Origin of the sequence: Arthrobacter zhaoxinii, from assembly GCF_024385505.1 — a bacterium.
Classification (GTDB): Bacteria; Actinomycetota; Actinomycetes; order Actinomycetales; family Micrococcaceae; genus Arthrobacter_B; species Arthrobacter_B zhaoxinii.
In genome coordinates this window covers 433,337-447,227 of record NZ_JANFLT010000006.1, presented here as the reverse complement: position 1 = coordinate 447,227, position 13,891 = coordinate 433,337, and the positions used below count along the sequence as shown (strand labels likewise).

The window sequence follows — 13,891 nt, the reverse complement described above, 5'->3', positions numbered from 1 at the left end:
TTACATTCGACCCTACCGGGACAGCACCGGGTCGGGCGTACGCCACCCCGCGCAGCCGGGCTACGCAGTACGCAGCTCCACCCCGGCGTCGCGCGCCGACAGGTCACCGCGGTGCCCTGCAAGGTAGGCCCTGCGGCCGAGGATCAGCGTGTAGGCCCAGTACGCCGCCAACACGGCGAACCCGATGCCCAGCCGGAGCCAGGCCGGCAGCGGGCTGGGCGTGACGAAGCCCTCGACCAGCCCCGAAATGAACAGGACGACGACGAGGCCAAGGCCGACCGTCATGAGCGAGCGTCCCTCCTGCGCAACGGAGGTCAGTCGGGTACGCCGTCCGGGTGCAATGAACGCCCAGAAAATACGCAGCCCCGCCGCAGCGGCAATGAAAATGGACGTCAGCTCCATAAACCCGTGCGGCAGGATATAGATGAAGAAGACGTCAAGGCGGTCGTGTGCTGCCATCATCCCGGCGGTTATGCCCAGATTCACGGCGTTCTGGTAGAGCATCCACGGCACCCACACCCCGGTGATCCCGAAGACGACCGCCTGCACGGCAATCCAGGCGTTGTTGGTCCAGACCATGCCGGAGAACGAGGCAGCAGGGTTTTCGGAGTAGTAGTTGACGAAGTCTTCTTCCACGTAGCGGCGAACCTCTTCATCGGAGCCTGCCGCGGCCAGCACACCCGGCGTATTGACCGCCCAGAAGCCGGTCAGCCACACCACCAGGATGAACGCGGCGCCCACCGCCGCGGTGAGCCACCGCACGCGGTAGAAGGCTGCGGGCAGGGAATAGACAAAGAAGTTGGCCAGGTCCTCCATGAAGTTGGACCGGCTGCCGGTGAGCCGGGTCCGGGCCCGGGACAGGCGCATCGAAAGGGAAGCGGAGAGTGTCCCCTCGGGAGCCACGGACCGCACGATGGAAAGATGGGTGGAAGCGCGTTGATAGAGCCGGAGCAGTTCGTCCGCTTCCGGGCCGTCGAGACGGCGGCGGGCAACCAGCTCGTCCAGGCGTTTCCAGTCATCGCTGTGCACGGCAGTGAAGGCATCGAGGTCCACGGTTACACCCTAACGGGTCGGTACAGTGGTGCCCATCACCACGGGAGGACGTAAATGAGCAGCATTGTTACCGGCGAAGCAGTGGTCCTGGAACTCCGTCCTGCCGGCTTCGCCGCACGGATGGTCAGCGCCCTCATCGATGTCGTTGTCCAGGTCCTCGTGTTTGTCGGCCTGTTGCTGCTGGTCGCGAGGGCCGTGGAGGCGTCGGATCCGGCCCTGGCACGGGCACTGTCGCTGAGCCTGGTGGTGCTGATGTTCGTGGTGGTCCCGGCCGCGGTGGAAACGCTGACGCGCGGAAAGTCACTGGGCCGCCTGGCCATGGGCCTGCGGATAGTCCGGGACGACGGCGGTTCGGTGCGGTTCCGGCACGCCATCATCCGGTCATTCACCGCGGTTCTCGAGATCTACATGCTGGCCGGTTCGCTGGCCTTTATGGTGGCGCTGTTCAACAGCAAGTCCAAACGCCTCGGGGACCTCCTGGCGGGCACCTACGCCCTCCGGGACCGCGTGGTTGCACCCCTGCCGCAGCTGGTGGAGGCACCGCCCGAGCTTGCCGGCTGGGCGGACCTCGCAGACATGGGGCGCCTGCCGGACGGGCTTGCCCGACGCATCTCCCGCTTCCTGGCACAGAGTGACCGGATGACCGGTTCGGCGAGGACGGTGCTTGCCGCCGAACTTGCAGGGGAAACCACTGCCCATGTATCCCCGCAGCCGCCGCCCGGGACGCACCCGGAGGCCTACCTCCGGGCCGTCGTCGCCGAACGCCGGGACCGCGACTATGTCCGGCTGGACCGCCAGCGGCAGCAGTCCGGGGAACTGGGCGAGCGCCTGCACCGCATGCCGTTCAGCGACTAGGCAGCGGACCTGCCGGATCCACTCAGTACCGGTAATGCTCCGGCTTAAAGGGCCCGGCAACGTCCACGCCGAGGTAGTCAGCCTGGGCCTTGGTCAGCTCGGTCAGTTCGACGCCGAGGGCCGTCAGATGCAGGCGCGCCACCTTCTCATCGAGCACCTTGGGCAGCACATACACCCGGTTCGCGTATTCCGGGCTGCCGTCCGCCTTGGCCTGCCCATGCTTGGTGAAGAGTTCAATCTGCGCGATGGTCTGGTTCGCGAAGGAATTGCTCATAACGAAGGACGGGTGCCCGGTGGCGTTGCCCAGGTTCAGCAGGCGCCCCTCGGAGAGCACAATGATGCTGCGCTGTGCGTCGGTGCCTTCATCGAACACCCATTCATGCACCTGCGGCTTGATCTCGACCTTCCGGATGCCGGGGACCCGGGCCAGTCCGGCCATGTCGATCTCGTTGTCGAAGTGCCCGACGTTGCCCACGATCGCCTGGTGCTTCATCGCAGCCATGTGCCGGGCCATGATGATGTCCTTGTTGCCCGTGGTGGTGATGAAGATGTCGCCCTGCTCCACCACGGATTCCAGCTTCGCCACCTGGTAGCCGTCCATCGCTGCCTGCAGGGCGCAGATCGGGTCGATTTCCGTCACGATCACCCGGGCGCCCTGCCCTCGGAGTGCTTCCGCGGCACCCTTGCCGACGTCGCCGTAGCCGCAGACCACGGCCACCTTTCCGCCGATCAGGGTGTCGGTGGCCCGGTTCAGGCCGTCCGGAAGGGAATGGCGGATGCCGTACTTGTTGTCGAACTTGGACTTGGTGACGGAATCATTGACGTTGATGGCCGGGAAAAGCAGCCTGCCCTCGGCGGCCAGCTGGTACAGCCGCAGGACGCCGGTGGTGGTTTCCTCCGTGACGCCGCGGATGCCTGAGGCTATTGCGGTCCACTTCCCGGGATGTTCGGCCAGGCTGCGGCGGAGGCGGTCGAGGATCACGGTGAACTCGTAGGAGTAGCCCTCGTCGTCGTCCTGCGGGTTTTCCGGAACAAACCCGGCGGCTTCGAATTCCACCCCCTTGTGCAGCAGCAGGGTGGCGTCGCCGCCGTCGTCCAGGATCATGTTCGGGCCGCCGGAGCCCTCGGGCCAGGTCAGGATCTGCTCGGCAGTCCACCAGTAATCCTCGAGCGACTCGTTCTTCCAGGCGAAAACGGGAACACCGGCAGGCTCCTCCACGGTTCCGCTGCCCACGACCACCGCTGCGGCGGCTTCATCCTGGGTGGAGAAGATGTTGCAGGACGCCCAGCGGACTTCCGCGCCCAGGGCCGTCAGCGTCTCGATCAGCACGGCCGTCTGCACGGTCATGTGCAGGGATCCGGCGATCCGCGCGCCGGCGAGCGGCCGGCTCGGCCCGTACTCCCGCCTCAGCGCCATCAGGCCCGGCATTTCGTGTTCAGCCAGGCGGATCTGGTGACGGCCGGCTTCGGCGAGGGAAAGGTCGGCTACTTTGAAGTCAATGCTCACGCTGGAATCCTCACGGGTTCGCGGCGGGACCGGGCTGGGTTTAGCCCTCCTGCCGAGGTTCGGCGGCCTTCAGCAGAACGGGAATTCCTTCCTCCAGGCGGTACCGTACCGGCATTCCGTCTGCGCCGGGAACGGACGACACGAGTTCGTCACCGTCCTCGACGAGGGCGGATCCGGTGACGGGGCAACGCAGGACGGCGAGGAGTCCGGCTGTCAGTCTGGCCATTGATACAGCACTTCCTTGAAAATCGGGTGCCGCGGTGAGCGGCACATCACAGCCAAGCCTAACGCCTGGACGCCGCCCGGGGAGGGCTGCCTAATTCTGCTCGCGCAGGACCTTAAGGTGTGCCTTGCGGGTCCCGGGGGTTTCGGCCGGCCGCTCCAGGGCATGTTTAGTGTTGCGCTGAGGTTCCCGGCCGTCCTCGTCCGGTGCCTTCGCGGCCTTTTCACGGACTGCATCCACAAGGGCCGAGAGCTCGTCGCGGCCAGGTGTCCGGGGCCGGCCCTCAAGGTTCAGGCGGACAAGCTCCCATCCCAGCGGTGCAGTGAGCCGGGCGGAGTGCTCCGCGCACAAGTCGTAGCAGTGCGGCTCGGCATAGGTGGCCAACGGGCCCAACACCGCGGTGGAATCGGAATATACATAGGTCAGCGTAGCGACCGCCGGATGGCGGCAGGCTGACCGGGAGCACTGGCGTAAGGATTCCACGGAGATTCACTTTACCCGTTTGTGCGCAGGCTCCCGCGCAGGCGCGCCGGAACCGCTGCCGGCGTCCGCGCGGCTGGTCCGGCTGCGGTGGTTATAAAAAGGGGGTCCCGGGGCCCGGGGCCAGCGGTTAGAGTTTCTTACATGTCTCAGGGATCCTCGTTCCGGGTGGGCCTCGACGGTGAATCGAGTGCCGCAGCCGCCTCCTCCCCCGGCGCGCCCGCCCGGTCCTTCCGGCAGCGCCGGCGCAACCGGCACGGCCGCGGCCTGCGCGGGGACGTCATCCCGCCGCATCTGGCCGGTGCACGCACACGCGCCGAACGGTTCGACGAGTGGGTCCTCGAATCCGCCCAGCGGCTGGAACGGCTCTGGGGCGACCGGATCCAGACCTACCAGTTTGTGGTGGAGGAGATTCCTCCGGGGCTCGAGGAGCTGGCACGCTCCGGCGGGCCCATTCCGCTGGGCGCCGGCGCGGCGGCGTCTCCGAACCGGCCTGCGGTCATCACCATTTACCGGCACGCCGTCGAAACCGCTGCACGCTCGCTGGTCCCCGTGAGCGAGCTGGTGCACGACGTCATCGTGGAGCAGCTGGCCGTGCTGATGGGCATGGATCCGGAAACCGTGGATCCCGCGTACGGCAGGTTCCGGCCGCTGTAGGGGCTAGTAGCCCACACCCACCTGCACCCGGCTGCCGCCCACGGTGCCTCGGGGCAGGACCATAACACTGATTCCTGTGTCTCCCGTAGTGATGACCTGCGCCCCGTAGACCGGGGATCCGGTGGCACTGACCAGGACCGCGGCGGCGGAACCGCCCAGGTCGCCCGGCCGGACGGCGGTGGTGGTGCCGGCGACCAGCGGCACTGTCTTCTCCGCCAGGAGGGCGCCGTCGGCCGACACCGCGGCGAGGCGCACCTCGGCGGGCCCGCCCGGCGCCGTAAAGGACAACGTGGTGTCCGCCGACGGCAGTACCGCCAGATGCTCACTGCCCAGGCGTTCGCCCGCAGGAGCGACGGCGAGGTCGGTCCCGGCCTTGGCATCGGAGCCGCGGCTGAACACCGCCGCGGCAGCCACGGCGACGTCGGATGAAATATCCAGCGTGTAGGTACCTTCGGGCAGCGTATCCAGCGGCAGGCGGGTCACCGTGCCGGCCGCTGCGTTGTAGCTTCCCCCGCCTTCCAGGACGGCTTCGCCCTTGCTGCCGAAGACACGGACATTCACGACGGCGTCACTGGCTCCCGGAACGGCTATCTGCAGCGACGGGGTGACCGAGGCATACCCTTCCTCCTTCGCCAGCGTGCGCGTTGCCTCCGGGTTCTGGATGCTGACCCCGCTGACAATCTGGGCCGGGCCGGGCGCTGCGGTGGGCTGGATCAGCTCCACGCCGCCGGGCGTCAGTCCGCGCAGCTGGTTCTGCGAAATCACTGCTGCCACCGGCCCGCCGGAACTACGCACCCGTACGGCCAGGGATTCCTGGTTTGCTGCCAGGCCGGCCAGGACCACGGACCTGGTTTCACCCGGCGCTACGGCGATGCCGCTGCTGCCCGGGCCTTCCACGGGGCCGGACGCACCGTAAAGTTCCAGGTCGACGTCGGCCGCGGTCTGTGACGGGTTGGTCAACTGCAGCACCGCAGTGGCACCGACATTGGTACGGGCCCCGACCAGCCACAGGTCATTGGCCGGCGCCTGGCAGTTGGCCGCGGTTACGCCGGCCAGGTCGCCGTCAGCAGCGGTATAGGTCATGGCGGCACCGGCGGTGACCTGCAGGTCACCGGCAGGCTCCGCGCTCAGGAGCGACGCCGCGGACACCGGCTGGTCGCGCACGACGCCGGCGGTCCGGGCCCCGGCGAGCGGCACGTCCGTACCGCCGCCGACGGCCTTCAGGACGGAACCGTCCGTGACGAACGACAGTTCGGCAGGCGGAGGCGTGTTTCCCGCAGTGGCCAGGACGACGGCGCTCACAACGGATTTGGCCGAGGTCGACTCGGCGCTGAACTCGGCGTCGGTGCCGGCCACGTTTCCGGAGAGCAGGCGCGGCGGCTGCGGGCAGACACCGGTCAGCGGCCCGGCGGGCACCTCCGCGTAGGGGACGTCGACGGCGCCGCCGGACGTTCCGGTGCCCACGATCGTGGTGCCCGCCACCAGGGCACCTGTGCCCGCCAGGAGCAGGATGCCCCCGGCCCAGCGCCCGGCGGTCCGTACCCCGCCGGTTTTCGCCCGGCGGGCTGCGGCCGTGCCGGCAGGAGCAGTCGCCGGTTCGGACCCGTGCTGGGCCTCCCCCGGTTCGCTGCCCGTTGTTTTCCTGCTCATGGCTGGCTTCCTTCCGGTGACCGGGTTGCCCCGCGCGGGCCTGCACCGGAGGGTACGGGCAAGTGCTTCTGCGCCGGCGCCATGTGCTCCGCGGAACGGGGCGCCGGGCCGGCAGCGGGCTGCGGTTCGGTAACCGGCGCCTGCGGTTCGTGCGATGCCCGCTTGCCGGGGAGGCGTACCGTACGGCCGTTCGGCGTCGGCAGTGCCAGCAGCACTGTCAGGCCAAACACCAGGATCTGCAGGGTCTCAAGCCAGGGCGTGGCAGCACTGACGTAGCCCACGTGCAGCTCGCCGCCTTCCGCGGGAAGCTCGAAGGCCTGCGCCCATTCCTCGTCTGCGGCGGTCAGCGGCCGGCCGTCCAGGGTGGCTTGCCAGCCGGCATCGGCACGTTCGGCCAGGACAAGCCGCCGCCCTTCGGCACCGGCCGGAATGGAGGTGCTGACGCCTTCGATGCGGGACGGGACCGCGGCGGCAGTGCTGCCATCCGCATTGACGATGCGGACCCTGGCACCAACCCCGGACGGAGTTTCCGTCCCGGCGGCACTCAACGGTCCGCTTACGCGCCAAAGCCACCCGGACCCGGTCTGCCCTACTGCGGACAGCCCGGGGACGGAATCCATCCGTCCGGCCAGCAGCTCAGCGGCCGTGTCCGACTCCTGAAGCACCACGAAGGCGACACCAAGGCGGGCAAGGTCCGGCCGCGGATCCACCCCCGTGCCGGCCGTTATGACGGCAACCGCGCGGCGGAGGTCTGCGGTCGCCTGGTCGTCGGCGGCCAGGCGTTCAGCGCCGGGAGTGCCCTGGACGCTACGCGCAGCGTAAATGGTGGACAGCTGTTCAAGCGTTGTTCCGCCGCCCCGCATGAGCGAGGCGGAGACCCTGCCCTCGGGGTCAACGCGGAGCACCAGGCTTCGTGACTGTGTCCCGTCGCTGCCGGCATCGGCTGCCGTTGCGGGCAGGCTGCGGTCCTCCGCGGCCTGAACAGTGTTGTCGGTTCCGGGCAGGATGGCGGCAGCGGCGTCCCGTGTCTGTGTCCCGGGGAAACCGGTGCCCGTGAACTGCGGGACCACCCAGAGACCCAGGTTCGCTGCGGGACCTACGGCCAGCACCGTGCCCAGAGCGACGGCCAGGAGACGGTTGCTGCGGACCGCCGCGCGGCGGCGCGTCCCGGAAAGGAGGCTGCCGGCGGTTGCCAGGGCCGGGCAGAGCAGCAGCAGCACGGTGGCGGAGACCAGCGGGCCGGTGAACGCGGTCACCACGGCATCCGGGGCTGCGGCGGTTCCCAGGTAGGAGGCGGCGGCGTTCAGGGTCAGGGCGGTCAGGATCAGCAGCCAGCTCAGCCGTGCCAGCGCGGCGGACCGGGGCCGGAACAGGGCAAGGGCGGCCAGGACTGCCACGGGAGCGCCGATGACCAGGGCCAGGACCAGAGGCCAGGGGCCGCTCGGAAGGAGTCCGCCCAGGGTGCCGGACGGATCAAAGGCCAGCGGATAGCCGAGCAGCTGCTGCCAGGCCTCGGACCGGACAAACGCCAGCGGCATGCCGGGATCCGCCAGGACGGCACGGAGGTTCGGCGCCGCGGAGAGGACCTGCGGGAGCAGGAGGACGGCGGCGGGCAGCAGCGACCACCACAGGGTCTTCGCGCGGCGGCGCATCCCCGCGGTCAGGAGGATCACGGCGACGGCGGCCAGCACGAATACCAGCGGCGCGGCAGCGCTGACGGCGGCCAGGAGAAGCCCTGCGGTGGCTGCGGCAGTCCAGGACGCAGTCCCGGCAGGCGGTGACGTCCGCCGGGGAGCACCCGCACCCACGGCGCGGGCCATGGCGAGCACCGTCAGGGGAAGAAGGAGGTGGACCAGCAGGGCTCCGAGGCGCCCGCTGCCCAGGGCTACCTGGAATGCGGGAACAGCCGCCCAGAACATGGCAGCCCAGAAGCGCAGCCCGCGGTGTCCGGTGAAGGCACCGGCCGCAAACCATGCACTCAGCCCGGCCAGGGGCAGAGCCAGCAGCAGCAGGACCAGCACGGCGGCATTGCCGTTGCCGAATCCGGCAACAGCCAGCAGGGTGAGGACATAGTTGAAGGGGTCGCCGTGGGCGGGGGCGCCGGAGCCGAGCTGTGCCCACCAGCCGGTTGCCGCCGCCCAGATGTCCCCTATCCGCTGCCCCAGGGGCAGCAGCGCCCCGCCGGCAGCGGCGGAGGCGCCGAAGAGCCGGTGCAGGCCGGCGAGCGATAATGCTGTCAGCAGCAGGGCAGCCGCAAGGGCGCCAAGCCCCGCCGGGGCACGGCCCGGACCTTCCAAAGCGGCGAAGTCATCGGTGGTGTCTCCGCTGGGAACGTCTTCGGCGCTGCCCGGTTCGGCTGCGTACGGAGACGCATCCCGTAGGGAGGTCCGCCGGTGCTCCCGGACCTCCCTGCTGCCGCTGCGCAGGGCGTTGACCGCGCTGCGCGGGCGCCGCCTGCTCGCGGCGGCACGTCGCCGCGAGCGGTACAGGTCCACCGGGCGCAGGACGGCGGCTGTACTGGTGAGCAGCGAGGACACTGCATATCCGGGGTCCTTGGCCAGCATCCCGAGAAAGAAGCGGCCGATGCCGCCCAGGACAGCACCCACTGCCAGGAACGGGACCTGCCATAAAGGGGCGTGCTTGAGCCGCAGGAAAATCTCCGCACGTCGAGCGGCGGACGCGGAGGCGGCCGGGTTGGGACGGCTGCCCGCATGGCGCATGCGTGCTGCCGGAACCACCACCACCCGGTTTCCGGCCAGCCGGTTCCGCCAGCAGAGGTCAACGTCGTCTCCGCTTCCGGGCAGGGCGGGATCGAAGCCACCCAGCAGGTCCCAGGCGTCGCGGCGGACCAGCATGCCGGCGGAGTTCACGGCAAAGATGTCGCTGCGGGAGTCGTACTGGCCCTGATCCAGCTCATCGGCGTCGATCAGGGTCTGCCGTTCGGCCCATTTGTTGATGCTGACGCCTACATCCACCAGGAGGCGGTCGTTATTCCATTCCACCTGCTTGGCACCGGCAATGGTCACGGAGGGAGCCCGTTCAACAGCGAGGAGCAGCTCGTGCAGCGCATCGGGATCCGGAGCCGAATCATCGTGCAGCAGCCAGATCCATTCCTGTACGGTTCCTCCGCCGTCGCCCTCGCCGCCTTCGGGGGCATCACCGGTGCGCCTGCCGGCGGGGAGTTCGGCGAGGCCGGCCTTCACTGCTGCACCGAATCCGCCTTTCGCGGGCGCGGCGATGACCGGGCTCCCCACCGGCAGGCCCAGCTGCAGCAGTGAGGCACTGGCATCAGTGGAACCGGCGTCTACGCCTATGTAGAAGTCCGCCGGCCGGGTCTGGGCTCTCAGCGCGGAAAGGGTTTCGGGCAGATAAGCCGCACCGTTGTGGGCTACTACTACGGCACAGACATGGACTTGCGAATGAATTAGACTGCCTGCTTCCGAAGCCGGCGGCGTTCGCGCTCGGACAGTCCGCCCCAGATCCCGAACCGCTCGTCATTGGCCAGTGCATATTCCAGGCACTGCGAGCGGACGTTGCAGGCCGCGCAGACCTTTTTGGCGTCCCTGGTGGAGCCGCCCTTTTCCGGGAAAAACGCTTCGGGATCGGTCTGCGCACAGAGGGCATCCGCCTGCCACCCCAGTTCGCCTTCGTCTGCGTAGTCCTGGCCCAGGCCGGGCAGCCCGATCCAGACGGGCCGGCTGTCGGACTCGGCCGGCGCCTGGAACAACGAGACGGGCGGGTCCAGCACCAGGTCCTCTTCGGCGGGAGCCTCCGCCAGGGCCTCATGCGCCGCGAGGAAAACAGTGGCCTGGTCCTCGAGGGAACCGGCCGTTTCCCGGCGGTAGCGCTCGGCAGCAGCCGGGTCTGCAGGATCCACGTACCAGTCGACGGGGACACCCCTTGAGCCGTAACTGGCCGAAGCCTGCTCGGCGATGACGGTACTGTCCTGCGTTTCTTCTGCCTGCCCCATGGAGTCCTCCCGGTGTTGCTGCTCCAGCGGCGGCTGTGTGGTGGAGCCGACAGGGCCTGGGCCCTGCGGGTCCTCCCATATGGCTGGAACAAATCCGATACCTAATTACACGCGTGTAATACGGCTCCGTCAAGCTGTTCAGGCATCCTATAGAGTTCAATCGACGGATGCGGGGAACGCCACGCCCGGGATTCTGCTCATTTGCCCGGCGCGTCGCAGGTCACATTGGTTCCGGGTTCCGGAAATCCGATGATCCGGCGCCTTGTGCGTCCCCTCCGTTACGTAAGGCCGGGGCATCCCCGCGGCCCGCAGGAACCAACGAAAGAGGGCTTTTTCCATGACCATGTCTGCTGTCGGCACCCTACTGTCCGGGCTGCGTACGCACCAGGCCACTTCCCCTGCCCTGATCTGGTACGGCGAAGGCGGCGAGCGCATCGAGCTTTCAGGAAAGGTGCTGGACAACTGGGTGGCCAAGACCTCGAACTTCCTCGTCGACGAACTCGATGCCGAGCCGGGCCTGCGCCTGAGGCTCGACCTGCCCGTCCATTGGAAGACACTGGTGTGGGTCCTGGCCGCCTGGCAGACCGGCTGCACCGTGATCCTCGGCTCACCGAATGAAAGCGGGCCGGCCGACGTCACTGTGACGGCGGCTCCGGAGAGCGGCGCCGCAGGCACCGTCGTCGCGGTTGCGCTGGGCGCGCTGGAGCTGGCGTTCGGCGCGGACCTGCCGTCCGGCGTCGTCGACTATGCCGCAGAGGTGCGCTCCTACGCCGACACGTATCTGGAGGGCAGCCAGCCCGACGCCGGCCAGCCCGCCCTGGCGGCCGCGGCCGCAACGGACGCGCGCAGGCTCAGCGGAACCGTCTCGTACGGAGACCTCGGAGACCTGTTCGAACCCGGAGGCGGCAACGCTGAAGTACTGCTGGCTGCGGGCACGGACCTGCCGCTCATCCTGGAAGGAGCGGTGGCTGCCTGGGCTTCGGGCGGCGCCGTTGTGCTGACGGCGCCCTCAGTGAAGCCGGACGAGCGCGTGCTGGCGTCGGAGCGGGTTACGAAGCGCTTGGAGGCTTAGCCGCACCGTAGTGGTGGGCATGGCCGGGCTGGACCGCGGGCTCGTCGAGCAGCTCGTGGTCCTGCTCAAAGCCGGGTTCCTGGTCCAGCTCGGCGTTGAAGACCCAGAACCGGTACGCAAAGAACCGGAGAACGGTGGCGACGGCGATGCCCAGCACACCGGCGAGGAACAGCATGTTCTTGTCCTCGATACCCATCGGGTAGCGGGCAACCCAGGTGAAACCGGTGGAAATAACGATGCCCACGCCGTTGATGAGGATGAACAGTCCCAGTTCCCTGCCGACGTTGTCCACACTGCGGCGGCGGCGGAAAGTCCAATAGCGGTTGGCAACCCAGGACACCATGGTGGCGACGACGGCCCCCACAAAGCGCGCCTTGACCTCGCTGCCGGACATTGGTCCGTGCATCAGGTAGAGGGTAAGGCCGTTGTCGACGACGAACGCCACGGCACCGACGGTGCCGAACTTGGCAACCTCGCGCCAAAAAAGGGACACAAGGCCCCGAAGCCGATCTGACAGCGATGTATTCATGACCCTCCGAGGCCCATCCACGGCAGCACTTGCGGAAAACCCCGGAAAGAGTAGACGACTGCCCGTACCCGCCGCGCGGACGCACGGCGGTCAACTGTCGATATTACCGCCCCTTTATGGGAGTTTCCCGGGGTACTGGACGAACGCGGGGCCGCCGGACGGGAATTGAAACCCTTTTCGGTACGCTTAAGGCGTGGATTTCCCAATTATCGGCGTGATAGGCGGCGGCCAGCTCGCCCGGATGATGGCCCCGGCGGCCACAGCCCTCGGATTTGAGCTGCGCGTGCTCGCCGAGGGCCCCGAGGTGTCCGCTGTGGCGGCCGTGGCCAATGCCACAGTGGGTGATTACCGAAACTTCTCCGATCTGGCGGATTTCGCCGCCGAAGTGGACGTTGTGACGTTTGACCATGAGCATGTGCCCGGTGAGCATCTGCGGGCCCTTGTGGAGAAGGGCATCAATGTCCAGCCCGGCCCTGCCGCGCTGATCCATGCCCAGGACAAACTGGTCATGCGCGCCGCCGTGGACCGTCTGGGACTGCCCAATCCGCGCTGGGCCGAGGTGTTCGACTCCGGGGAGCTGGTGTCCTTCGGCAGTTCCACCGGATGGCCGGTGATCCTGAAGACGCCGCGCGGCGGCTACGACGGGAAGGGCGTCCGCATTGTGGCCGACGCCGAGGCTGCCCTGGACTGCGCCGACTGGTTCGGTTCCGGCCCGCTGCTGGCGGAGGAGAAAGTACCGTTCCGCCGGGAATTGTCCGCCCTCGTGGCCCGCACTCCCAGTGGGGAGAGCAGGGCATGGCCGATTGTCGAATCCATCCAGGTCGACGGCGTCTGCGACGAGGTCCTTGCCCCCGCACCTGACCTGGACCCTGCCGTCGCGGAGGCGGCCGCGGCCGCGGCACTGCGCCTGGCCGGGGAACTGGACGTCACCGGCGTGATGGCGGTTGAACTCTTCGAGACCCCCGGACGCGGTCCGGGATTCCTGATCAATGAACTGGCGATGCGGCCGCACAATTCCGGTCACTGGACCATGGACGGATCCGTGACCGGACAGTTCGAGCAGCATCTGCGGGCGGTCCTGGACCTCCCGCTCGGCGCAACCTCCCTCCTGGGCGGCGCTGCCGTGATGAAAAACTTCCTCGGCGGGGGCAACAGCGACCTGTTTGCGGCCTATCCCCTGGCCCTGGCTGCCGAACCCGCCGCCAAGGTCCACACCTACGGCAAATCCGTACGGCCGGGACGTAAGATCGGCCATGTTAATGCCGTGGGTTCCGCCGACGACATCCCCGCCCTCCGCCGCAGTGCCGGTCGGGCAGCTGCCATCATCCGTGACGGCCGCGACCCCCTGAAGGAGAACTGAACGATGCCCCACCGTGCCACCACGCCGCTGGTAGGCGTCGTTATGGGTTCAGACTCCGATTGGCCGGTCATGGACGCAGCCGCGGCGGCGCTGGCCGAATTCGACATCCCCTATGAGGCCGACGTCGTCTCGGCCCACCGGATGCCCGCTGACATGCTGGAGTACGGCCGGGACGCCCACCGGCGCGGACTGCGCGTCATCATTGCCGGAGCAGGCGGTGCTGCGCACCTGCCAGGCATGCTGGCCGCTGTGACGCCGCTTCCCGTGATCGGAGTTCCCGTGCCGCTGAAGTACCTGGACGGCATGGACTCGCTGCTCTCCATCGTCCAGATGCCCGCCGGGGTCCCGGTGGCGACCGTGTCCATCGGAGGTGCCAGGAACGCCGGGCTGCTGGCCGTCCGGATGCTCGCCGCGGGTACGGACCCCCTTGCCGCCCGGCTGCAGCAGCAGCTCATCGAATTTGCCGGGGGCCTGCGCCAGTCCGCCATGGCCAAGGGCGCCGCGCTGCGCACTTCCCTGGCCGGAACGGACTAGC

The 13,891-nt window shown here is 68.4% G+C and carries 13 protein-coding genes; 5 read left to right on the top strand and 8 right to left on the bottom strand.

Going from position 1 to position 13,891, the window contains the following annotated elements:
* Positions 1 to 60: 60 nt before the first annotated feature.
* A complete protein-coding gene (locus NNX37_RS13545; RefSeq protein ID WP_255793254.1) occupies positions 61 to 1,053 on the bottom strand; it encodes a stage II sporulation protein M in 993 nt (330 codons plus the stop codon).
* A gap of 54 nt (positions 1,054 to 1,107) precedes the next feature.
* Here NNX37_RS13545 and NNX37_RS13540 point away from each other — a divergent pair, with 54 nt between their 5' ends.
* Positions 1,108 to 1,908, top strand: coding sequence for an RDD family protein (locus tag NNX37_RS13540; RefSeq protein ID WP_255793253.1), 801 nt, complete (start codon positions 1,108 to 1,110; stop codon positions 1,906 to 1,908).
* Positions 1,909 to 1,930: 22 nt separating this feature from the next.
* Here the strand turns inward: NNX37_RS13540 and ahcY are convergent, their stop codons facing one another.
* The 3 genes from ahcY to NNX37_RS13525 form a co-directional block, all read right to left on the bottom strand.
* Complete coding sequence (gene ahcY / locus NNX37_RS13535; protein ID WP_255793252.1) at positions 1,931 to 3,415, bottom strand: adenosylhomocysteinase; 1,485 nt, start codon at positions 3,413 to 3,415, stop codon at positions 1,931 to 1,933.
* A gap of 40 nt (positions 3,416 to 3,455) precedes the next feature.
* The gene (locus NNX37_RS13530; protein ID WP_255793251.1) at positions 3,456 to 3,641 is read right to left on the bottom strand and encodes a hypothetical protein; all 186 of its coding nucleotides are present in this window, start codon (positions 3,639 to 3,641) and stop codon (positions 3,456 to 3,458) included.
* Between the two features lie 90 nt (positions 3,642 to 3,731).
* A complete protein-coding gene (locus NNX37_RS13525) occupies positions 3,732 to 4,121 on the bottom strand; it encodes a DUF3499 domain-containing protein (protein ID WP_255793250.1) in 390 nt (129 codons plus the stop codon).
* Between the two features lie 141 nt (positions 4,122 to 4,262).
* On the opposite strand from NNX37_RS13525, the gene NNX37_RS13520 reads away from it, so the two are divergent.
* A complete protein-coding gene (locus NNX37_RS13520; RefSeq protein WP_255793249.1) occupies positions 4,263 to 4,775 on the top strand; it encodes a metallopeptidase family protein in 513 nt (170 codons plus the stop codon).
* A 3-nt stretch (positions 4,776 to 4,778) separates the two neighbouring features.
* Here the strand turns inward: NNX37_RS13520 and NNX37_RS13515 are convergent, their stop codons facing one another.
* The 3 genes from NNX37_RS13515 to NNX37_RS13505 are packed head-to-tail and all read right to left on the bottom strand — an operon-like array spanning position 4,779 to position 10,395.
* Positions 4,779 to 6,425 (bottom strand): DUF5719 family protein, encoded by a 1,647-nt coding sequence (locus tag NNX37_RS13515; protein WP_255793248.1) that lies wholly within the window; start codon positions 6,423 to 6,425, stop codon positions 4,779 to 4,781.
* A complete protein-coding gene (locus NNX37_RS13510) occupies positions 6,422 to 9,850 on the bottom strand; it encodes a glycosyltransferase (RefSeq protein WP_255793544.1) in 3,429 nt (1,142 codons plus the stop codon). The genes NNX37_RS13515 and NNX37_RS13510 overlap by 4 nt, the downstream gene beginning before the upstream one ends.
* Positions 9,850 to 10,395, bottom strand: a complete 546-nt coding sequence (locus tag NNX37_RS13505; protein WP_255793247.1) for a WhiB family transcriptional regulator — start codon at positions 10,393 to 10,395, stop codon at positions 9,850 to 9,852. The genes NNX37_RS13510 and NNX37_RS13505 overlap by 1 nt, the downstream gene beginning before the upstream one ends.
* A 337-nt stretch (positions 10,396 to 10,732) precedes the next feature.
* On the opposite strand from NNX37_RS13505, the gene NNX37_RS13500 reads away from it, so the two are divergent.
* Positions 10,733 to 11,467 (top strand): TIGR03089 family protein, encoded by a 735-nt coding sequence (locus NNX37_RS13500; RefSeq protein ID WP_255793246.1) that lies wholly within the window; start codon positions 10,733 to 10,735, stop codon positions 11,465 to 11,467.
* Here NNX37_RS13500 and NNX37_RS13495 read toward each other — a convergent pair.
* Positions 11,445 to 11,996, bottom strand: a complete 552-nt coding sequence (locus NNX37_RS13495; protein WP_255793245.1) for a GtrA family protein — start codon at positions 11,994 to 11,996, stop codon at positions 11,445 to 11,447. The two genes, NNX37_RS13500 and NNX37_RS13495, sit on opposite strands and share 23 nt — an antisense overlap.
* Positions 11,997 to 12,189: 193 nt before the next feature.
* Here NNX37_RS13495 and NNX37_RS13490 point away from each other — a divergent pair, with 193 nt between their 5' ends.
* Both NNX37_RS13490 and purE read left to right on the top strand, forming a co-directional pair.
* Positions 12,190 to 13,356 carry a 5-(carboxyamino)imidazole ribonucleotide synthase gene (locus NNX37_RS13490; RefSeq protein ID WP_255793244.1) on the top strand — a complete coding sequence of 389 codons (1,167 nt, stop codon included), beginning with the start codon at positions 12,190 to 12,192 and terminating at the stop codon, positions 13,354 to 13,356.
* A 3-nt stretch (positions 13,357 to 13,359) separates the two neighbouring features.
* Positions 13,360 to 13,890 (top strand): 5-(carboxyamino)imidazole ribonucleotide mutase, encoded by a 531-nt coding sequence (gene purE / locus NNX37_RS13485; RefSeq protein WP_255793243.1) that lies wholly within the window; start codon positions 13,360 to 13,362, stop codon positions 13,888 to 13,890.
* Position 13,891: the final 1 nt, after the last annotated feature.